This window comes from Halorussus limi, from assembly GCF_023238205.1.
GTDB lineage: Archaea > Halobacteriota > Halobacteria > Halobacteriales > Haladaptataceae > Halorussus > Halorussus limi.
In genome coordinates this window covers 179,291-200,023 of sequence record NZ_CP096660.1, presented here as the reverse complement: position 1 = coordinate 200,023, position 20,733 = coordinate 179,291, and the positions used below count along the sequence as shown (strand labels likewise).

Genomic DNA, 20,733 nt, shown 5'->3' with positions numbered 1-20,733 from the left:
GAATGAAATTTCGGGGGCGTACGGATACAATAACGTGCCGGAGCCGCGTCAACGGGAGCAACTTCTTTAAGAAAACCTACCGTAGCGTTTGTAATAACGACATGTCTGCGAAAGGTGGAGCGGGGGACGGGGTCGTCGTGCCTGCGATAACGCATCCGAGTTCACTCGCTTGCGCACGGTCGCTGGGTCGCCGCGGTTTCAAAACGATACTGGTCTCGGAGGACGAGTCCGCCGAGGCGTTCCGGTCGCGGTACTGCGACGAGTCGGTCGTCGTGCCGTCGCCGTCCCGGGACGCCACGGCGTACAAGGAGGCGTTACTCGGCCTCGCGCGCCGGTCCGACGTTCGGACCGTCCTTCCGGTCCGAGAGAAGGACGTGTATCTCCTCTCGAAGTACCGCGACGAGTTCGCCGACCACGTCGGCACGCCGTGGCCGGAGTTCGAGACGCTGCGAACGGTCCAGGACCGGATTCGGCTCTACGACGCCGCCCGAAAGGTCGGCGTGCCCTCGCCGGAGACCCACCTGCTGACCGAGTGCTCGGACTGGTCGCGGCCGTGGATAATGAAGGGTCGATACTCGGTGTTGCCGACCGACAGCGGCGCGCACGGGGCGGGTGAGTCCCGCGGACTCGCCCGTCCGCCGACGACGCGCTACCTCCCGGCGGGCGAGCGTCCGGACGCCGACCGGGCCGTGGCCGACATGCACCACGTGCCCATCGTGCAGGAGTACCTGCGCTCGACCGACGAGTACGGCTTCTTCGCGCTCTACGACGAGGGCGAGGCGGTCGCCACCTTCCAGCACCGCCAGATTCGGGGCGTCCACTACAGCGGCGGCGCGAGCGCGTTCCGGCGGTCGGTCGAGATTCCGGAACTGGAGCGACTCGGCACGCGACTGCTCGACCACCTCGACTGGCACGGCGTGGCGATGGTCGAGTTCCTCCGCGACCCCGACACCGGCGACTTCGAACTCATGGAGATAAACCCGCGGTTCTGGTCGTCGCTCCCGTTCACCGTGCAGGCGGGCGCGGACTTCCCGTACTACGCGTGGCTGCTGGCGAACGGGGACCGCGACCGCATCGAGTGCGACTACGAGGTGGGCACGGCGGGTCACCTGCTGAGCGGGGAGGCCAGCCACCTGCTGAGCATCCTCGCCGACGACACCGCGCTCGTCGAGCGTCCGTCGTTCGCGAGGACGGCGGCGGACGTGCTGACCTCGCTGGTCCGCCACCCCCGCTTCGACTACCTCGACCCGACCGACCCCCTGCCGTTCGCCCGGTACGCGTCGAACCGAATCGCTGGGCTGTCGGACCGACTCGTCGGTTCCGCCGACGAGGACGACCCGGCGTCGGTGCCGACCGAACCGCCCCAGCGCTCGCGGCTGGAAGTGAACGAACCCGACTTCGAGTGATGAAACGGAACTCGCCCTCCGAACTCCGCGACGAGGTCGTCCATTCCCTCCGGGCGCGACTCGGCAACGTCCCGGTGGTCCGTCAGCTGAGCTGGCGGGTCGGCAAGACGCTCCACCACACGGTCCCGCGGGTAGTCGGTGGCTCGGGTTCGAGTCGGTCGTCGGCCGACGACCGGCAGACGGACCCGTCCGCTCGGCGGTGCTACACCGGCGAGACGATTCCGACGTATCCGTACCGCGACGCTCCCTTCGACCCGATAGCCCTCCGGCCGTCGCCCGACGCGGCCAACCCCGTCCTGACCGCCCGCGACGTGACCGACTACGGGCGCGTCGGCGGCGTGGCCGACCCGTTCCTGTTCGTCACCGCGTCGGGCGAGTGGCACATGTTCTTCGAAATCTTCAATCAGGACGCCGACCCGACGGCCGTCATCGGGCACGCGACCAGTCCCGACGGCGGGTCGTCGTGGGAGTACGACCGCGTCGTGTTGCGGACCGACGCCCACCTCTCGTTCCCGTACGTGTTCGCGTGGGAGGGGACCCACTACCTCCTGCCCGACCCGTGGGACAAGTCGTCGGGGACCGCCGAGATTCGACTCTACGAGGCCCAAAACTTCCCCTACGACTGGACCGAGGCGGCGACGATACTGTCGCCCGACTCCCCCGTGAGCGACACCGTCGTCTTCCGGTGGGGCGGTCGCTGGTGGGCCGTCGCGGGCGACGAGCGCGACCTGTACGCCTACCACTCGCCGCGACTCCGGTCCGACGACTGGCAACCTCACGCCGACAACCCCGTCGTCGAGGACCGGCCGCGCGCGGCCCGGCCCGCGGGCCGACCAATCGTGCGCGAGAACCGAGTCCTGCTGTTCCTCCAGCAGTGTATCGCGGGCTACGGCGAGCAGGTCCGGACCTTCGAAATCACGGACCTCACGCCGGAGAGCTACGCGGACGCGGAACTCGACTCGTCGCCGACGATTCGGGCCAGCGACTCGTCGGTCGGGTGGAACTCGGGGAAGATGCACCACGTCGACCCGTGGTTCGACGGCACGACGTGGCGGTGCGCGGTGGACGGCAACATCGACTGGGGCCGGGGCGTCTTCGGCCACAACTGGTCAATCGGGATGTACGAGAGCGTCGCGTCGGCCTCTCGCCCCGCCGACGCCCGCGAGGAGCGGAACACGCTCAGTCCGGAGTTCCAGCGGTAGCGCCGAGGCTCTCCCGGTAAATCCGGCGGTACTCCGCCGCGGTGCGGCCCACGTCGAACAGGTCGGCCGCGCGCTCGTACCCCGCCCGCCCCATCTCGCGGCGCGTCTCGGGCGACTCCAGCGCCAGCATCGCCTCGGCGAGACCCTCCCTGTCGCGGGTCGGCACGACGAACCCGGTCTCGCTGTCGGCCACGATGTCGGCGGCCCCGCCGAACGCCGTCGAGACCACGGGCAACTCCGCGGCCATCGCCTCGATGTAGGTTATCGGGAACCCCTCCGAGAGCGAACTCGACACGAAGGCGTCGGCCATCGCGTAGTAGGCCTCCACGTCGCTCTGATACCCCGTGACCGAGACGTTCGCCCCGACGCCGAGGCGGTCGGCAGCGTCCCGCAGCGACGCTTCGAGGTCGCCCCACCCGACGAGGTAGAGGTGCGAGTCGGGGTGGTCCTCGACGACGCGCGCCATCGCGTGGAGCAGGTCTATCTGGGACTTGCCGGGGATGTACCGGCCGACGTGGAGGAACGTGGTTCCTCCCTCGTCCGCCGCGTCGTCGGCCGGGTTTCGCTCGTCGCCGGTCGGATTCTGCTCGTTGCCGCTCAGACTCCGCTCGTCGGCGTCCGAAGTTCGCTCGTCAGCGTCGCCGCCCGAATCTCGTTCGTCCGCACCGCCGTCGGCCACCGTCTCGTCCGTGTCGCGCGGCGCGGCCGACGCTGAGTCGCGGACCTCGCCGTCGACGCGTCGCGACCGGACCTCCTCGCGGAATCCGGGCACGTCGATGCCGTTGTGGACGACGCGCCATCCGTCCTCGCCCGGAAGCCACCGCCCGGCGTGCCGGTCGCGGACCGCCTCCGACACCGCGACCGTCGCCGCGTCGAGCGGTCTGGTCGCTCGCTCGGCGGTGGCGACCGCCGGGTGGGTGTTGTCGCCGAGGTTGTGGTGGGTGCTGACCACGACCGCGTCGGTCGCCAGACTCGCGAGTCTGGCGACGACCTGTTGCCACGGCAGGTGGGCGTGGAGCACGTCCACGTCGTTCTCCCGGGCGTGACGCGCCAGCGCGGGGATCGCCCGCGGGTCGAACTGGCCGCCCGGACTCGCGTCGGTCGTCCGGACGCCCCTCGCCCGAAACGCCGGTTCGAGCGAGGTCTCCAACTCGTTCAGATAGCTAATGGAATGCTCGACGTTGCTCTCGGAACGCTCTACCATGTTCAACAGCAGGTTCTGCACCCCGCCGTCCCCCAGCGCGTTGAGTACGTGACACACGCGAATCCGGCCCTGCACGATGTCTCGTCACCGACGACGACGCGTCGCCGGAAAGGGGTTTCGTCCGTTTCGCTCCCGTTTCCCGTCTCGCGCCCGGCGCGCGCTCGCTCGGCGAGTCGATACGGAGGCCATTACTAAGTGCGCCTCTCGCTTTCTTTGGCCTGTGACGCAGGTCGCCTTCGTAGAGCCGTATTACGAGAGCGTGACGGGGGCCCAGCAGTCGATGCTCCCGCTGTTGACCGACACCGACTCGTTCGACGCGACGCTGGTCGTCCCGAGCGAGGGAGCGCTCGCTACCGAGGCCCGCGAGCGCGGCGTATCGGTGGACGTAGTGGGCCTCCCCGACGAACTCGACCGGTCGGGCGACGAACTGCTCGACACCCACCCCGCGTCGCTGCTGTCCACCGCCGCGGGCGTGACGGGGTACCCGCGCAAAATCGTGCGCTACCTCCGGGAGCGCGACTACGACGCCGTCTACTGCAACAGTCTGAAAGCGGTCGTCCTCTTCGGCCCGGCGGCGAAGCTTCTGGGGATTCCCGTCGTCTGGTACGTCCGCATCGACACGCCGATTTCCGTCCTCGACACGCTCGCGCACCGCCTCGCCGACCACGTCATCACCATCTCGGACGGGACCAAGACCCGGTTCGACGGGCCGCTGACCCGCGACGGGAAGGCGACGACCATCTACACCGGCGTCGATTTGGACGAGTTCTCGGCGACGAGCGCCGACGACCGCGACGCTCCGGACTTCCCGTTCGCCGACCGCGACGGGCCGATAATCGCCGAGGTGGCGACGATTCAGCCTCGAAAGGGCCAACACCACCTCGTGGACGCGGTCGGAGCGGTCGCCGACTCGCTGGGCGACTTCGAACTCGTCTTCGCTGGCGAGGCGTCCGACGAGGCGTACAAGCACGGCAGCGACTACGCGGAGTCGCTCCGTCGGCGCGTCGCTGACGCGGGCATCGAGGACCGGACCACCTTCCTCGGGTGGTGCGACGACGTGCCCTCCCTGCTCGCGGAAATCGACCTCTTCGTCCTGCCGTCGTACAACGAGGGGCTTCCCCGGAGCATCATGGAGGCGTTCGCGCTCGGCGTCCCGGTGGTGGCGACGCCCGCGGGCGGCACCCGGGAACTCGTCGCCCACGGCGAGAACGGATTTATCGTCCCGAAGGGTTCGACCGACGAACTCGCCGACGCGCTCGAACGACTCGGCTCCGACTCGGACCGCCGCGCCCGCATGGGTCGGAACGCGCGCCGGACGGTCGTCGAGCAGTTCAGTCAAGAGCGGTACGTCGAGAACTTCGAGACGTATCTGGCCGAGGAAGTGCTGTAGCTACCCCCGGCGGTCGGGCGCGCTCCCCGAGTTCGGGGGCGGCCGGGCCGAGGCGTTCGCCGTTCCGCCTTCTGTCGTGTTCGTCGCTCCACTTTCAGTTCCGTTCGTCGCTCCGCCTCCGGTTCGGTTCGCCGCGCCTCCCGCTTCGGTCGCGGTTCCGCCTTCCGTCCCGTTCGCCGCTCGGGTCGCCGGGTCGGGCTTGTAGACCCGGAACGTCTCGCTGGCGTACACCTTGTCGAGCGACTGTTCGGTCGCTATCGCGTCGGTGTAGCCAGCCAGCGGTTCGAAGTTCGTCCACGTCGGTGGTCCGCGCATGACCGGTTGGTCGATGGACTTCACGTTGAGGACGAAGTAGTTCATGCTGTAGCTGTCGCTGGTGTCGGCGTCGTCTAACTTCGCGTAGGTCTCGGGGTCGATTCGCCCGAGGTTCGTGAAGTACGGTTCGCCGAACTGCATCCCGGAGTGGGCGACGATGGAACCGAACGTCTGGAAGTCGGTCGTGACCTCCTCGCCGGTCTGGTACTCGTAGAGCCACTCCACCAGCCCGTTCGCGGCCTCCTCGTTCACGTACTGGCGCTGGGTCTCGTTGGCGTACTCGTAGCCGAGCGCGAACGAACTCGTCACCAGCAGGACGCCGAGGACGACGGGCATCGCCTTCCGGAGCGAGACCACCGGCAGGGCGTCGCGGACCGACACGTCGGCGTAGTAGTACAGCGCCACCACCGGGAAGACCAGTTCGACGTACCGCAACTGGACGCCCGACCCGACCATCGAGTAGAGCAGTAGCTCTTCGGTGTACGCCGCCATCAGCGAGATGGCGAGCAGTTCCCGCGCGTTCCGGAAGACGAACGACGGCCCGGAGCGAATCAGTCGAGTGAGCGGGACCAGCGCGCAGGCGAGGGCTATCAGCCCGAACGTCAGTATGTTCACCATCTGGAGCAGGCGCGGCGACTCCTCGACCACGACGTACTGGCTCTGGACGGTCACGGGGTCGGCCATCAGCACCGAGGCGAGCGCGAACACCGAGTAGATGAGGTTCGCGCCGGACAGCGGGAAGTCCATCCCGAGCAGTTGGTTGTAGAACTTGTTGTTGTACGAGAACAGCAGGACGACGAAGGTGAGTTCGAGGGCGACGAGTCGGGCGACCATCCGCCGGGTGACGGTCAGTTCGCCGTGGTAGAACCGCCGGAACAGCGCCAGCGCCGTCACGATCCCGACCCACGTGACCGCCCACACCTCCATCGGCGGCGCGAAGAACTTCACCCCGCCGAAAAACAGCAGCGAGAGGAAGCCGAACCGGTAGCGGTACTCCTCGAAGTCGTTGAGGAACAGCGCCGTCGCGAAGACGAACAGCAGGAAGAACAGCTTTCCCATCTCGTAGGCCCGGAAGTGGTAGCTGTCGGCGAACACCAGCAGGTACACCGGGAGCGACGCCAGCATCGCCACGGTCCGGTCGTCGAAGAACAGGCGGACGAACGGGTAGACGAACAGCGGACTCAGGAGCGGGATTATCGGGAGGTAGAGTACGTCCACCAGACTCCCGCCGACGACGGCCTGGAGCGACCGGAGGTAGTACGCGCCGAACGGGAACGACGGGGTCGCCTCCAGCAGGAAGAGGTCGTTGCGGACGTACGTGCTGAGGACGCCGAGGCGCGCGAACGTGAACCCCGAGAGCGCGCCGCGGTACGACCAGAGGTAGACCGCGTTCAGCGCGCAGAGCGACCCGAGTATCACCGCTACCTTGACCGCGTTCGCTCTCGTCAGGACGCCGCGACCGGTCTCGGCCGCGCTGTCCGTCTCGCCTCCGCTGTCCGTCTCGCCGCCGGCGGTCCGCCCCGTCCAGTCCGACGGGAGCCAACTCACGGCGACCACCTCCGGAGTCGCCCGACGGGAAGCGTCCCGAGGACCCGCGTCCGGAGCGGTCGGAACGCCAAGACCGCGGCCCCGTACGTCGCGCCGCCCAGCGCGATGACCGCGCCCAGTTTCCAGAGGGTCCCGACGCCGATGCTCGACCGCGCGAGGTAGACGACGACGCCCATCACGCCCGCCGAGACGGCGCAGTACTTCAGTTCGGTGACCGGGAGTTCGAGGTCGATGTGTTGGGAGAGGAATCGCACGTCGAGACCGGTCCCCACCACCGACGAGATTAACGTCGCCGTCGCCGCGCCGACGAGACCGAACTGGAAGACCAGCACCGCGTTCAGGAGGACGTTACTCGTGGTCGCGGCGACCCCGGAGATGGCCGCGAGTCGCATCTCGTCTATCGCGCCGAGCGCCCGGCCGAAGACGACGCCGAAGCCCCGAATCAGCGTGAACCCCATCAGGATGACGAACGAGACGCTGGCGATGCCGAACTCCGCGCCGAACACCAGTTCCAGAATCGGTCGGGCGAGCAGGGCGGTCCCGACCAGCGCCGGAATCAGCAGGAACACCGACGGCGTGATGACCGAGGTGATGAGACGCTCGATGCGCCCGGTCGCGTCCTCGCCGCTCCACTCGCTTATCTGGGGGAAGATGCTCTGGGCGATGGCCTTGCTGAGCAGGAGGACGAACGTCGTCACCCGCCACGACACCTCGTAGGCCCCGACGTGGGTCTGGCTCAGGAAGAAGCCGATGAACACCACGTCGAGCCAGTTACCGACGTAGCCCTGCACCGACGTGACGACGTTGTACTTCGAGTAGTCCACCAGCGACCGGGCCCGCTCGCGGGAGGGTCTGCCGAGCGGCGTCGAGACCTTCCACGTCCCCCAGACGAGGACGGCCGCGAAGCCGCCGATGAGGCCGTAGACCAGCCCTTCGACCTCCCACCCGAGGTAGACCAGCGCGCCGCCGCCAACTATCCAGACGGCCTTCTGGACGAACTTCAGGGTCGCGGTCTCCTCGACTCGGAGTTCGCCCTTCAGCACCCGCATCATCAGCCACGAGAACTCCCGGAGGACGACTGCGACCGCGAGGTAGAGCGCCAACTCCGCGCCGATGTACTCGTTGAGTCGCCCCCGGAACACGAGGATGCCCGCGACGGCGAACGCCGCGAGACCCGCCTTCAGAAGCAGGCCGGTGCTGAAGATGTCGGGCGGACTCTCGCCCTCGCTGATTCGCTTCTCGACGGCCCCGCGGACGCCGAAGTCGGCGGGAATCATCAGCATCTCCAGCACCGCCTGAAAGAGGAAGAACACCCCCATCGTCGCGGCCCCCAGTTCCCGGGAGAAGAACACGAGACCGCCCGCCACGAGCGCCGCGCTCCCGAGTTGGGCGACGTAGAGCTTCAGCGTCGAGCGGGCGATGTCCACTCACGACCACCTCCCGAGTCGGTCGAAGCCGTCACGGTTCGGGGCCGTCGTTCCGTCTCCCGTCACCGCCGTTCCGTCTCTGGTTGCCGCCGTTCCGTTTCCTGCTGTCGTCGTTCCGTTTCCTGCTGTCGTCGCTCCGCTCGCCGCCGTCGTCGTTCCGCTCGCTGCCGCCGTCCCGTTCAGCCAGAGGTGGACCTCGCGGTCCGCGTTCCGGACGCTCGGGTCGGACGGCGGGGTACCGCGGTAGAGCAGGTAGACGAGTCGGAGTCGGTCGCCGCGCATCTGCACCCGGGGGACGTGGCGCGTCTGCCACGACTCGCCGGGAGCAACGCGAACGCCGTACCGGGCGAGTTCTCGCTCCGCGACGATTCGGGTCGCGTTGGGCGGTCCCGCCACCCGGTGGAGTTCCGCGACCACGGTGTACTTCGTCGGTTCGCCCTCGTTGTTCTGCAGGCCGACGACCAGCGGACTCCGCCTCGCCTCGGCGACCGTGTTCGGATAGCTGTCGGCGACGAGTTCGCCGTCCTCGTTCTCCGACAGCAGGTACAGTTCGGTGTCGCCCTCGCCGCCGGACCCGGCGGTGAGCGCGTAGGCCGTGCCCCCGGCCGCGAGGAGCAGGCTCACCGCCATCACCACGTTGAGCGCGGCGTCCGCTCGCGTGTCCGGACTGAGGAGTTCGCCGCGCACGGAGCCGAGTCGAGCGCCGAGAGCGCGCCCGAACCGTTCGTCTTCGGGCAGTCGCTCGCGCCGACGGACCGCGAGGAGCGCGACGCCGAGCGTGAACGCGCCGACCGACAGGACGAGCGAGGTGGTCCCGAGACCCACCGCCGACCGGTCGAGTCCGAGCGCTATCGACGCGACGACGACGATGCTCGCTCCGACCGACAGCCCCAGTCGCTCGATGCCGTCCAACTCGTGGCGCAGGAAGACCCCGGGGTCGCCGGGCGCGCCCCCGCCGGTCCGGTCGGTCGAGAGCGCGAACCGGTTCTCGGGGAACAGCGCCGCGACCAGCGCGTACCCCGGCAGAACGAGCAGGAACGGGAGGCCGACGACGACCCGAATCGGGGTCGTCCGGACGGCCGGGACGAACAGCGCCGCCGCCGCCACCGCGTCGAGCGCCGCCACCGCCGCGAGGTCGAGCGGTAGCCGTCCGACTCGTCGGGCGAACTCCGGGCGTCTACTCATCGCCGTGGGTTCGACGTTCTCCCACAAAAGTGGTCAGGCCGTAACGCGGAGAAATCGGTCAATTATCGCCCGAGCGACCGTCAGAGATATGAGGAGGACTGCCGACACTGGCTACGATGCGTGGTCCCAACGTGTTGTTCGTCGTACTCGACACCGCCAGAGCGCGGACGGTGTTCGGCGACGACGCCGACGAGGTAGCGCCGCGGTTGACCGACTTCGCGGACTCGGGGGTCCGGTTCGCGAACGCCACCGCGAACGGACCGTGGACGCTCCCCTCCCACGCCTCGATGTTCACCGGCCAGCGCACCTCGGACCACGGCGCACACGCCGGCACGAAGGCGTTCACGGCCGGTCGCCGCTCGCTGCCCGCCCGCCTCGGGCGCATGGGCTATCAGACTGCGGCGTTCTCGAACAATCCGTGGATTTCGCCGAGTTTCGGCTTCGACGGGTTCGAGGAGTTCTCGCCGTGCTGGAAACTGTTCTCGGAGGGGGCCGACCTCGCGTCCATCGCCAAGATGGAGGACCGGCGCGACCAACTCCGGGAACTGGCCTCGGAACTGCTCTCGCCGACCGGTCCTCAGACCGTCGCGAACGCGCTCTACATGCAGTTCCTCCGGGAGGGCTACGACTCGGGCGCGCGCCGGACCGTCCGCCGGATGAAGCGGTGGTTCCGCAACCGCGACGGCGACCGGCCGTTCTTCGCGTTCGCCAACTTCATGGAACCGCACTTGGCGTACGACCCGCCCGAGCGGTTCCAGCGCAGGTTCCTGACCGACGAGCAGATTGCGCGCGTCGAGACGATAAATCAGGACGCGTGGGCCCACATCACCGGCGCGGACGAGCGCACCGCCGAGGAGTTCGAGATTCTGGAGGGACTCTACAAGGCGGAACTGCGTTACCTCGACCATCGCCTCGGGGGCCTGCTGGACTTCCTCGCCGACGCCGGGGAACTCGACGACACCGCGGTCGTTATCGTCGGCGACCACGGCGAGAACATCGGCGACCACGGCCTGATGGACCACCAGTACTGCCTCTACGACACGCTGGTTCACGTTCCGCTGGTGATGAGTCTGCCCGGCGGGGACCGGGCGACGACCTGCGAGGACCCCGTCGAACTCCGGGACCTCTACCCGACGGTCCTCTCGCTGGCCGGGGGCGACCCGTCGGAACTCGACGCGGCGACGTCGGGCAACGTCCTCGCGGACGGCGACGAAATCGGCTCCGACAGGGAGTACGCGGTCAGCGAGTACCTGCACCCCCAACCCGAAATCGAGGCGGTCCGCGACCGGTACGACGAGGTTCCCCGGGATATCTCTCGATTCGACCGGGCGCTGCGGGCGGTCCGGACGCCGGAGTGGAAGTACGTCGAGGGGAGCGACGGCACCGAGGAACTGTACGACCTGACCGACGACCCCGCGGAGTCCCGGAATCTCGCGGCCGACCGCCCCGAGACGGCCGACCGACTCCGGGAGCGAGCGACCGCCGAACTCGGGCCGCTCGAATACCGGTCGGGCGACGCGACCGACATCGAGGCGGGCACGAAACGGCAGTTGGAGGAACTGGGATACCTCTGAGCGTCCGCGAGCGTCCCGACGCGCCGGTTAAGCACGGCTTACGCCGAACGATTCTATACGACCGACGGCGTAGCTCCGGCGCTACGATGGACACCCGCGTCTCGTCCCGTCTCGAACGCGGTCGGTGCGACTGCAGTCGCGCCGACCGCACCGACTCCGCTTCGACTCGCCCCGACAGCGCCGCTTGTGTCCAACCTCGCTCCGGCCGGAGAGCCACTGACCGAACTCGTTTCACGCTCCGGGAGGCCTGACCGTGGCGCGGGACTTCGACGTCTCGATTCCACGGATGGTCCTCGCGGCGCTCGTAGTTTCGGTCCTCGTCGTCGCGGTGCTGGCCGGGAGTTCCTCGTCGGCCGCGCTCAGTCCCTACAACGCCGACTGGGACGGCGCGAGCGACCTCCGGTCGATGGCGAGCGAGCGGGGAGAGGTCGTCGTCGCGCGCGGGACCGGCGCGTACGACTCGGTGTCCCCGAGGGGGACCGTGGCGTTCGTCCTGTCGCCCGACTCCGAGTACTCGTCGTCGGAACTCCTCGAAGTGAGCAGGTTCGTCAGGAACGGCGGCACGCTGGTCGTGGCGGGCGACTTCGGCCCGCACACGAACGAACTGCTCCGGGTGCTGGGAACGAAGGCGCGCCTCGACGGCCGGCCGCTCCGGGACCCCCGGTCGAACTACCGCACCCCGGCGATGCCGGTGGCCTCGCGGGTCCCGAACGCCTCGCTGAGTCCGGGGAGCGCGGGCGGTCCGGGCGCCCCCGGCCGCGCGCCGATTCGGGGGACGACCGGCGCGGACTCGGTGACGCTGAACTACGGCACCGCGGTCGAACCGAACGGCGCGACGGTCGTCTACAACACCTCGGGGTACGCCTACCTCGACACCGACCGGAACGGGAAACTCGGGTCAACCGAGAACCTCACGTCCGCGCCGGTCGTGACCGCCGAGCGCCTCGGCGCGGGCCGAGTCGTCGTGGTCTCTGACTCGTCGGTCTTCATCGACGCGATGGTAGAGGAGGGGCGAAACCGGGCGTTCGTCGCGTCGCTGCTGTCGGGCCACGACCGAGTGCTGCTCGACTACTCTCACACCGCGGGCCTGCCGCCGCTGGTGGTCGCACTCCTCGTCGTCCGCGACTCGGCGTGGCTAACGCTCGCCGCGGGCGCGGCGGCGGTGGGGGTTCTCGGGGTCTGGTCGCGCCGCCCCGACCTGCTCGCGTCGGCGAAGGTGGCGTTCCCCCGGCCGTGGCGTCACGACTCGGACCTCGACGGCGCGCCCGACTCGGGGGTCGGCGTCCGGCCGACGCGGGGCGAGGTGGCCGCCCACCTCGAACGTCGGCATCCCGAGTGGGACCGCGAACGCGTCGAGCGAGTCGCGGCCGCGCTCCACCGCCGCCGAGACGGGTGAGCGGGACCGCCGGAACCGCAGTCGACCCGGAACCGCGATTACTCCAGTCGGAGGGCGGACGTGAGGCGCTCGGTAATCCGAAATTAACCGCGCGAGTTATCCGGCTCCGCGTGGTGTGGGTGGACGATGACCCAACCGGCGGCTATCTACGAGGACCTGCGAGACCGCATCGGAACCGTGCTGGTCGGCAACGAGACCATCGTGGAGGGACTCACCATCTCGCTGCTGACGCGGGGCCACGTCCTGCTGGAGGGCGTGCCGGGGGTGGCCAAGACGACCATCGCGCTCCTGTTCGCCGAGGCGACGGGGATGGACTCGAACCGCATCCAGATGACGCCCGACATCCTGCCGGCCGACATCACCGGGACGAACGTGTACCGGGAGGCGACCGGCGAGTTCGACCTCCAGCGCGGCCCGGTGTTCACCAACCTCGTCGTGGCCGACGAGATAAACCGCGCGACGCCCAAGACCCAGTCGGCCCTGCTCGAAGCGATGCAGGAGAGCGCGGTCACCATCGAGGGCGAGACGCTCTCGCTGCCCGAACCCTTCCTCGTCGTCGCCACCCAGAACCCCGTCGAGATGGAGGGGACCTACGAACTCCCCATCGCACAGCGCGACCGCTTCCAGTTCAAGTTCACCGTCGGGATGCCCGACGCCGACGAGGAGATGGCGCTGCTCGACCGGTTCGACGAATCGCCCAACCTCGGGCCCGACGACGTGTCGCCGGTCGTCTCCACCGAGGACATTCTGGACGCCCGCGAGACCGTCGAGGACGTTCACGTCGAGCGCGCCGTCAAGGAGTACCTGCTCGATTTGGTGGGCGCGACCCGCGAGACGCCGGACCTCGAATACGGCGCGTCGCCCCGGACCGCGCTCTCGTTCCTCCACGCGACCAAGGCCCGCACCGCGATTCACGGCCGCGACTACGTGATACCCGACGACGCGAAGGCGCTGGCCCGGCCCGTGCTGGCACACCGCCTGACCCTGAGCGCCGAGGCGGAACTCAGCGACGTGACGGTCGAAGACGTAATCGACGACGTGCTCGCGAGCGTCGAACCGCCGGGCAGTGCCGACGAGACGCCCGAAGCAGACGCGACCGGCGAATCGGACGCGACCGCCGGCGGGTCGTAACCGGCGGCGTTACTCCTCGGTCCCCTCTCGGCCGTTCTCGATATTCTCTGTCCTCGCTGTCTCCTCGGCCGACTCTCGGGCGTCTTCTGCGCCTTCGGACTCGCCGACTCGCGCCTCCTCGGGGTCCCACTCGCAGGTCACGAAGTAGTCGGCGCGACCGTCGGTCTCGGTCACGTCGACCGCCACCGGGGCGTCGAGCGCGTCGGCCAGTCCGACCGCGAGGAACGAGACCACCGGGTTGTCGAACCGGTCGAGCGGGCCGTAGGCGCTCTCGGAGACCTCGACGGTGAGGCGGCCCTCCTCGGGGTCGGTCTCGGGGGCCGCACGCTCGACCAGTTCCAGACCCTCGACCAGCGCGTCGGTCAGTTGCGAGGCGACCCCGACCGGACTTGCGGCGAGTTCGTCGGCCATGGCCGACTCGAACTCGCGGTGGAGCGACCCGCCGGTCGGCGGCACGGAGACGCCGCGTTCACGCTCGTCGTCGGTGACGACGAACAGCGAGTCCAACTCCGCGGGGTCCGGAACCGCGTAGTCGCGGCGCTGTGGCACGAAGAGTCTGACGTTCGAGAACTCGTCGCCGGTCGCTCTCGCGGGCGCGTAGACCCGGTCGTCCCGCAGGCCGAGTTCGCCGACCAGCGCCGCGCCGGTCGCCGCGACGGCCCGGTAGACGCGCTCGCCGGTCTCGGCCGCGATGAACCGCTCGGGCGTCAGGTAGTAGGTCAGGAGCGCGCCGAACACGCCGGTTCCCCCGAGCGCGAACAGGACGGCGCGGGCGCTCGGAAACGCGAGCGCGCCGACGACCGCCACCAGTCCGACCGCGAGCAGTCCCGCGGCGGTCCGGCGGTAGTCGCTCCGCCGGGCCCGGACGTATTCTTCGCGGAGGCGCTGGTTCTCCTCGGACAGGAGTTCGACCTGCGCCGCGAGGTCTTCGGCGCGCTCTTCGAGGTCGGTCTCGGCGGTGCTCCCGTTGGCATCGTCCGCGTCGTCTCTCGCCCGGCCGAGCAGGTCGCCGGGTCGTCCGTCGGTCGATTCCTCGCGCGCGTCGTCGGTTCGGTCGAATCTCCCGTCGTTACTCACTGGCATCACCTACGGAGTCGAGTTCCACGAGTTGGTACCGATGCAGACCGTAGCCGCCGAGTCCGGTCGCCGCGACGATTGCGAGTCCGGCGACCCAGAGGCCGACCGCGCCCCGACTGGCCGCCCACGCGAGCGCCGCACCGGCGGCCGCGCCGCCGACCGCGATGGCGACCGGGCGGCCCGGCCTGTCGAGCGCGCCCGCCGGAGCGAGCAGGACGCCGAGGAGACCCGCCTCCGCGACCGCGAGTTGGACGACGTCCCCGCTCCCGACCAGCGCCGCGAGCGCGACGTTGCCGAGCGCGAAGGCGTAGGTCGCCGGGAGCGCGAACCAGACCGCCAGCACCGCCGCGGCCGCCGCGATGCCCGGCGCGCCGGCCGACAGGACGAACGCGCCCGCGACGACGAGGACGCTGGCCCCGCCGAGACGGCTTCGGTCCGCGCGGCGAGTCCGGTCGGCGGTCGAGTCGGTGCGGGCGGCCATCTCAGTCACCCGCCTCCGCCGCCCGGCGGCGCGCGCGGTGGCCGGCCAGCAGCCTCGACAGTTCGTCGCCGGGCGCGACCTCGAAGGCCGCGACGCCCCGCTCGTTCGCCAGTTCGCGGCGGAACCGCTCGAAGTCGGCGTAGCGCTCGTAGGTCGCCTCCGGGTCGCCGCCGTCGCGCTCGAAGAGGATGGTCGGCGTCAGGAACGCGAGGACGGTGCCGTCACCCCGCGCCGCCGCCCTGACCGCCGCCCGGGTCCGGGCCCGGTTCGAGTCGTCGGTCAGCACGACGGTCGTCAGGGCGCCCGAGACCCGCGAGAGCGAGGATCGGACCGCGCCGTAGAGCGGGTCGCCCTCGATGCGCTCGACGTACGGGTCGGCCGCGGCGAAGAACGGTTCCAGCCGCTCGGCGTACGCCGAGTCGTCGGCTTGCAGGCGGCGGGCGCGCTGGCGTGCGATGGCGGGCGAAGTGTCCTTCGGAGCGCGCCGGTCGCTCTCGGCGGCGTCGCCCGGCGCGAGTTCGCGGAGTCGCCTCTCGGCCGCGGCGTAGGACTCCACGTCGGCGGCGGGCGCGCGGTTGGCGATCAGTCCCTCGTCGCCGACCGCGTAGAGACCGAGCGGTTCGCTCCGCTGGCGGGCGTACTCCACCATGCCGAGCGCGAACCGCCGGAGGTAGTCGAACTTGGTCGCGCCCGCCGGCCCGGTCGCCATCGCGCTCCGGCAGTCGACCAGCAGGGCGATGCGGCGCTCGGCGGTGGTCTCGTAGGTCCGGACGTACGCCTCGTCGAAGCGCGCGGTCGCCTTCCAGTCGATGTTCCGGACAGCGTCGCCGGGGACGTACGACCGGAGTTCCGCGAAGTCGAGGCCGACGCCGCGTTCGCCGGTGTCGAGGTCGCCGTAGGGCGTGTCGATGGCGTCGCCGCCGGTGCCGACGTGGAGGTCCCGGGGACCGCGTGCGTCGACCGTCACGGTCGCCGGTTCCCCCGTCGCGAAGCGCGCGGTGAACCGCCCCGACTCGTCGGCCGTCGTCACGGTCGGCCGGTCGAACCGGAACTCGCCCGCCAGCGGACAGCGGGCCTCGAACGCCGCGGTCGCCTCGCGCTCGCCCGCCGGGAGGGTCACGCTCGGTCCGTCGTCGGCGATGCTGTCGGTTCCGTCGTCGTCGGAGTCGCCGGTTCCGCTGTCGTCCACTTCGACCCCGACCGGCGCGTCGGCGCGCACGTCGAGGTCCAGCGGCGCGGGGTCGGGGAGCGTCGCTTCCAGCGCGACCGTCACCGAGTCGTCCTCGCTGAGTCGCTCTCGCTCGGGCGACTGGGTCACGGCGAGCGAGGCGGCGGCGTCCGAGACCGCTCTGACGAACGCGTAGTGGCGCGCGACCAGCCACCCGCCGACGCCCGCCGCGCCGACCAGCACGAGCGGTTCCGCCAACAGCGCGGCCGCTCCGGTGAGCGCGACGACCAGTCCGAACTCTCCCCAATACCCGCGAGTAACCCCCATCAGACCAACGCACGACGTATCTGTAGTTCAAGCTGTTGGTCGTCCGGGCGGCGAGAGTCCAACAGGTTGTCATTACCGTCGGCGCGCTCTGATTGGCGTGCCACCGAGTAGCATAATATTGCCGATTGGTCCCCAATAGAGGTATTACGCTCGCCGCAGTATCAGTTGTCTGTGAGGGGGGTCGATGGGGAGCGACTGGGAAGCGTCGCCGTCGCGGTGACGCTGCTGTTCGCCGCCGCGAGCGGTGCGGTCGCCGCGGGCGCGTCCGCGCCAGAGACAGGTGAACCTTCGTCTTCCGTGACTAGAGACGTGCCTACCGCTGACGAATCTTCGTCAGCGACGAGTGGCGCTTCGTCGTGGACGGACCAACCGGCATCACGCGCGGACGGTGCCGTCGTCGCCGCACAGGGGACGACCACGCGTCCGCCCGGCGGGAACAACACCACGGTCCACCACCGGAATCCAGGCCGGGTCGGCGAGGGGTCCAACGCCAGCGACGTCGAGGCGTGGCTTCAGGACCGGATGGTAGAGCGCCTCGTCCGGAGCATCAACGTCAGCGAGCGCAACTCCGAGCGCGCCCGCCGCCTCGTCGGCAACGACTCGAAGTTCGAGGAGTTCGCCGACAAGTACGCCGAACTGAAGAGCGATGCGGCGAGCGACGACCGGAACCTCTCGGACCTCGACGGCGTCGGAGCCATCCAGAGCGCGTTCCTCGCCGACGTGCAGGCGTACCGGACGACGCTCCAGCGTTACCGGAACGCCCGCGAGAACGACACGATACGACGCGAGCGCCGACTCGCCCACGAACTCGAACGCCGTCTCGCCGAGGTCAACCGGTCGGCGGCCGCGCTCCGGCGGAGTTACGCCAACGTCTCGACCGGGTCGGGCGACGACACCGCGAACGTGACCCGGCAAATCGGGGCCGTGCGCGCCGACGTGGTGGCCGCCCAGCAGACCGTCCGGAACCAGACGCTCGTCCGGACTCGACTGTCGGTCCGGGCGGTCACGCAGAACGGGTCGTTCACCGACCGCGTGCGACTCCGCGGGCGACTTGTGACCGCCGCGAACGACAGCGCGATAGCCTCGCGCAACGTCACGCTCCGAATCGAGAACCGGACCGTCGAGACCCGGACGAACGAGACCGGTCACTTCGCGGTCGCCTACCGACCGACGCTGGCGTCGGTCGGCGACCGGGTCCGCTCGGTCAGGTTCCGACCCGCGAACGCGTCGCGGTACCTCCACGACAACGCCACGGTCAGGTTCGGCGTCGAGCGCGTCCGACCCGAGATAGCGGTCACGAACCGAACGCGGACGGTCGGGTTCGGCGACTCGCTGGTCGTCGACGGCACCGTCACCGCCGAGAACGTCTCCACGGGCGGGGTGCCGGTCGCGGTCACGCTCGCGGGGTTCCCGGTCGGGCGGACGACTACGGCGCCGAACGGGTCGTTCGACTTCGCGACGACGGTGCCGGCGAACCTCTCGACCGGCGAGCGACGAGTTCGGGTCCGAATCGCGGACCCGCAGTTCCGCGCGGCCAACGCCACCGTCCCGGTGACCGTCGAACCGACCGTGACCGCCCTCTCGATGACCGAGGTCAGGCGGATGAACGGAAGCCTGCTGGTCTCGGGCCGGTTGGCGACCGAGGGCGGGACCCCGCTTCCGAATCGCACGCTCCAACTGTCAGTCGGTGGGACCGCGGTGGGAACGGTCACGACGAACGCGACCGGCGGCTACGCGCAGGTCGTGCCCGTGCCGTCGTCGGTCGCCGGGAGTTCGAACGCCAACGTCAGCGCGTCGTACTCGCCGATCGGCGGAAACCTCGAACCGTCGCGGGCGAACGCGACCGTGACCTTCGAGACGGCCGACGGCGGTCCGCTCGACTACCCGCTGGCGCTCCGCGTCGCGGGACTGCTCGGTCTCGCTGTCATCGGCGTCGTCCTCGCGTGGCGACTCGGCGGTGACGACTGGGGCATCGGCGACGACGCGACGCCCGAGACGGCCGCGGCCGACCTCTCGGAGACGATTCCGGCCGACACCGAACAGTCCGCCGACGCGCTCCTTGACGTGGCTAAAGACTATCTTGAAGCTGGAGACAACGATGACGCCGTTTTGTTAGCGTACGCTGTCGCTCGGGTGCGTCTAGAAGAGTTGGTCGGCAGTACTTCGGTCGAGACACATTGGGAGTTCTACGAGCAATGTCGTGAGGCGGGTCTTGGCGAGGAGCATTTGGATAACCTGAAGCTTTTGACCAAAGCCTATGAGATCGCAGCATTCGCACCGAAATCAGTCTCAGAGACTACCGTCGTCAAGGCGGTGGAAGTCGCGCATGTCATCCGATCAGATGAGTGGGGTTGAACGGTCTGTAGTCACCCGAGTTTTCGGCAACGATTTGGAGAGTCCTACTGACTATTGACGACCCTAAATCGCTAAAAGTCATTACTGTTAATTCTCTTTTGTTGCGACAGATTTTAAAGACGGTGCTGCTGGATTTTATACAGATACTCAATTAACTCCGCCATGAGCGATAGAGGCGATTCTATTATTATAATGAAATATTTATAATAATATATAAAGAAAAATAAATTACTATATTATAGTAATAATTATAAAATATTATATAATAATTGCAATAAATTACTATAAAGGGTTGGAAGAATATATTGTTAACTTGCGGTTAGACGTATAGTGCCGGCAAACATTTCGGTGTTCTGAAATCGGTGCTGTTTGGCGGTTGGATAGAACTGAGGCATAAGTACCTAGGTTACATGTGAGGTAGCAGGCAATACAGAACGTTGACGTGGCAAGATCCCTCTAGAGGGGATCTTAGTTGTCCCCAAACCTTCTGCAGAAACTCTCGACGAACCCTAACAAATCGATTACCGCAAGCAGTGTCTCGAATGGCTGCTCGTATTTGGATAATTGAGAACATGCGCGAGCGCTTCCTGAAATCGAGTACGCCTCCTCGGCCGACGAACCACTCGCCGACGCCCACGCCGCACTACTTGTTATCGACTGAGACGAGTTCGCCGCGCTTGACCTAAATTCGCCGCGATGGCTACTCCTCTCGTCGTTGTCGGTTGCCATATCGTCGAGCTCCGACAGGATCTTTTCTACAAGGAATTGATATGGTCGTAGTCTGGACTCTGACTGGCCGTGCCGACCAGAGCGACCGAAGGGGCTAATCCAATTCGATGTCTAAAAAGGTCCATACGGCCGTGGAGAGACCCGCTGCCGGACACCTGCTGTACCTGCTAGTCTACCTGTTCCACCGACGCTCGCCGACCGGGCGTGTGACCTCGCGCTTGTCCCCGGTACGTTGTTCCCGGACTTCGTCGACAAACCGCTGGCGTGGACCTTCGGCGTCATTATGAACGGCCGTTCGTTGGCTCACTTGCCGCTCGCGGCCGTCTTCGTCATTGTCGCACACTAAACTCTCCTTGGACGACGGAACCTCGTGAACTGGCGATCGCGTTCGCCATCGCCTACGTCTCTCAGTTCTTCAGTGACCGATAGGCCTCAATGCTCACAGCCGACTACTACATCCTCGGATTTCTCACGTGGCCGGTCGTCCCCGCGATAGAGTACTCGACCGAACCGACCTTCGCCGCTTCCTCCACGGCTTGACACTCAGTTCGCGGATAGCGTTTAAACTTCTATTGGAATTTTCGCGTCCTCATTTTACTTTTACGACGGCGCTCCCAGTACCAGAATTATTATTGTAGTACCGCGATTAGTGCGGTGAAAATCTCAGTGTAACCCCGTCGGAACATATTTTGAAGTGTTCTCCGCCTCTGCACACGTCCGGTGACTGTTTGTAGAAGCAATCCACTAGAGTTTCCTGTGGAGAATGCACCCACGAACTGACCTTTAAAACCATGAACCGCCGGTCATTTCTCGTAGCG

Annotated in this window: 15 protein-coding genes; 7 read left to right on the top strand and 8 right to left on the bottom strand. The window is 67.9% G+C overall.

Annotated features, from left to right (window positions below):
- Positions 1-101: 101 nt before the first annotated feature.
- Positions 102-1,406 (top strand): carboxylate--amine ligase, encoded by a 1,305-nt coding sequence (locus M0R89_RS19205; RefSeq protein ID WP_248652694.1) that lies wholly within the window; start codon positions 102-104, stop codon positions 1,404-1,406.
- A complete protein-coding gene (locus tag M0R89_RS19200; protein WP_248652693.1) occupies positions 1,406-2,608 on the top strand; it encodes a glucosamine inositolphosphorylceramide transferase family protein in 1,203 nt (400 codons plus the stop codon). Before M0R89_RS19205 ends, M0R89_RS19200 begins: the two co-directional genes overlap by 1 nt.
- Here the strand turns inward: M0R89_RS19200 and M0R89_RS19195 are convergent.
- Complete coding sequence (locus M0R89_RS19195) at positions 2,586-3,869, bottom strand: glycosyltransferase (protein WP_248652692.1); 1,284 nt, start codon at positions 3,867-3,869, stop codon at positions 2,586-2,588. The genes M0R89_RS19200 and M0R89_RS19195 overlap by 23 nt on opposite strands.
- A 163-nt stretch (positions 3,870-4,032) precedes the next feature.
- Between M0R89_RS19195 and M0R89_RS19190 the strand changes: the two genes are divergently transcribed.
- On the top strand, positions 4,033-5,202 hold the full coding sequence (locus M0R89_RS19190) for a glycosyltransferase (RefSeq protein ID WP_248652691.1): 1,170 nt from the start codon (positions 4,033-4,035) through the stop codon (positions 5,200-5,202).
- On the opposite strand, the gene M0R89_RS19185 is transcribed toward M0R89_RS19190, so the two are convergent.
- From M0R89_RS19185 to M0R89_RS19175, 3 genes are read right to left on the bottom strand one after another with little or no spacing between them, the layout of a single operon-like run.
- The gene (locus tag M0R89_RS19185) at positions 5,203-7,065 is read right to left on the bottom strand and encodes a hypothetical protein (protein WP_248652690.1); all 1,863 of its coding nucleotides are present in this window, start codon (positions 7,063-7,065) and stop codon (positions 5,203-5,205) included. It lies immediately after the preceding gene.
- Positions 7,062-8,492: a flippase gene (locus tag M0R89_RS19180; RefSeq protein WP_248652689.1), complete on the bottom strand. Its 1,431-nt coding sequence runs from the start codon at positions 8,490-8,492 to the stop codon at positions 7,062-7,064. Before M0R89_RS19180 ends, M0R89_RS19185 begins: the two co-directional genes overlap by 4 nt.
- Positions 8,493-9,677 (bottom strand): DUF1616 domain-containing protein, encoded by a 1,185-nt coding sequence (locus M0R89_RS19175; RefSeq protein ID WP_248652688.1) that lies wholly within the window; start codon positions 9,675-9,677, stop codon positions 8,493-8,495.
- Positions 9,678-9,793: 116 nt separating this feature from the next.
- Between M0R89_RS19175 and M0R89_RS19170 the strand changes: the two genes are divergently transcribed.
- The 3 genes from M0R89_RS19170 (at position 9,794) to M0R89_RS19160 (ending at position 13,778) form a co-directional block, all read left to right on the top strand.
- Positions 9,794-11,251: a sulfatase family protein gene (locus M0R89_RS19170; protein ID WP_248652687.1), complete on the top strand. Its 1,458-nt coding sequence runs from the start codon at positions 9,794-9,796 to the stop codon at positions 11,249-11,251.
- 253 nt (positions 11,252-11,504) lie between these two features.
- A complete protein-coding gene (locus tag M0R89_RS19165; protein ID WP_248652686.1) occupies positions 11,505-12,647 on the top strand; it encodes a DUF4350 domain-containing protein in 1,143 nt (380 codons plus the stop codon).
- A gap of 126 nt (positions 12,648-12,773) precedes the next feature.
- On the top strand, positions 12,774-13,778 hold the full coding sequence (locus M0R89_RS19160; RefSeq protein ID WP_248652685.1) for an AAA family ATPase: 1,005 nt from the start codon (positions 12,774-12,776) through the stop codon (positions 13,776-13,778).
- Between the two features lie 9 nt (positions 13,779-13,787).
- Here M0R89_RS19160 and M0R89_RS19155 read toward each other — a convergent pair whose 3' ends face one another.
- From M0R89_RS19155 to M0R89_RS19145, 3 genes are read right to left on the bottom strand one after another with little or no spacing between them, the layout of a single operon-like run.
- Complete coding sequence (locus tag M0R89_RS19155) at positions 13,788-14,855, bottom strand: DUF7982 domain-containing protein (RefSeq protein ID WP_248652684.1); 1,068 nt, start codon at positions 14,853-14,855, stop codon at positions 13,788-13,790.
- Positions 14,848-15,336 carry a DUF8163 family membrane protein gene (locus M0R89_RS19150; protein ID WP_248652683.1) on the bottom strand — a complete coding sequence of 163 codons (489 nt, stop codon included), beginning with the start codon at positions 15,334-15,336 and terminating at the stop codon, positions 14,848-14,850. Before M0R89_RS19150 ends, M0R89_RS19155 begins: the two co-directional genes overlap by 8 nt.
- Position 15,337: 1 nt before the next feature.
- Positions 15,338-16,831, bottom strand: a complete 1,494-nt coding sequence (locus M0R89_RS19145) for a DUF58 domain-containing protein (protein WP_248652682.1) — start codon at positions 16,829-16,831, stop codon at positions 15,338-15,340.
- 171 nt (positions 16,832-17,002) lie between these two features.
- Here M0R89_RS19145 and M0R89_RS19140 point away from each other — a divergent pair, with 171 nt between their 5' ends.
- Positions 17,003-19,186 (top strand): hypothetical protein, encoded by a 2,184-nt coding sequence (locus tag M0R89_RS19140; protein ID WP_248652681.1) that lies wholly within the window; start codon positions 17,003-17,005, stop codon positions 19,184-19,186.
- A 468-nt stretch (positions 19,187-19,654) separates the two neighbouring features.
- Here M0R89_RS19140 and M0R89_RS19135 read toward each other — a convergent pair whose 3' ends face one another.
- Complete coding sequence (locus tag M0R89_RS19135) at positions 19,655-19,915, bottom strand: hypothetical protein (RefSeq protein ID WP_248652680.1); 261 nt, start codon at positions 19,913-19,915, stop codon at positions 19,655-19,657.
- Positions 19,916-20,733 lie beyond the last annotated feature (818 nt).

Excerpts from the sequence above, each read along its gene's own strand:
- M0R89_RS19205 (WP_248652694.1), top strand. The coding sequence starts at position 102 with ATGTCTGCGAAAGGTGGAGCGGGGGACGGGGTCGTCGTGCCTGCGATA.
- M0R89_RS19200 (WP_248652693.1), top strand. The coding sequence starts at position 1,406 with ATGAAACGGAACTCGCCCTCCGAACTCCGCGACGAGGTCGTCCATTCC.
- M0R89_RS19175 (WP_248652688.1), bottom strand. The coding sequence starts at position 9,677 with ATGAGTAGACGCCCGGAGTTCGCCCGACGAGTCGGACGGCTACCGCTC.
- M0R89_RS19170 (WP_248652687.1), top strand. The coding sequence starts at position 9,794 with ATGCGTGGTCCCAACGTGTTGTTCGTCGTACTCGACACCGCCAGAGCG.
- M0R89_RS19160 (WP_248652685.1), top strand. The coding sequence starts at position 12,774 with ATGACCCAACCGGCGGCTATCTACGAGGACCTGCGAGACCGCATCGGA.
- M0R89_RS19150 (WP_248652683.1), bottom strand. The coding sequence starts at position 15,336 with ATGGCCGCCCGCACCGACTCGACCGCCGACCGGACTCGCCGCGCGGAC.
- M0R89_RS19145 (WP_248652682.1), bottom strand. The coding sequence starts at position 16,831 with ATGGGGGTTACTCGCGGGTATTGGGGAGAGTTCGGACTGGTCGTCGCG.
- M0R89_RS19135 (WP_248652680.1), bottom strand. The coding sequence starts at position 19,915 with ATGGCAACCGACAACGACGAGAGGAGTAGCCATCGCGGCGAATTTAGG.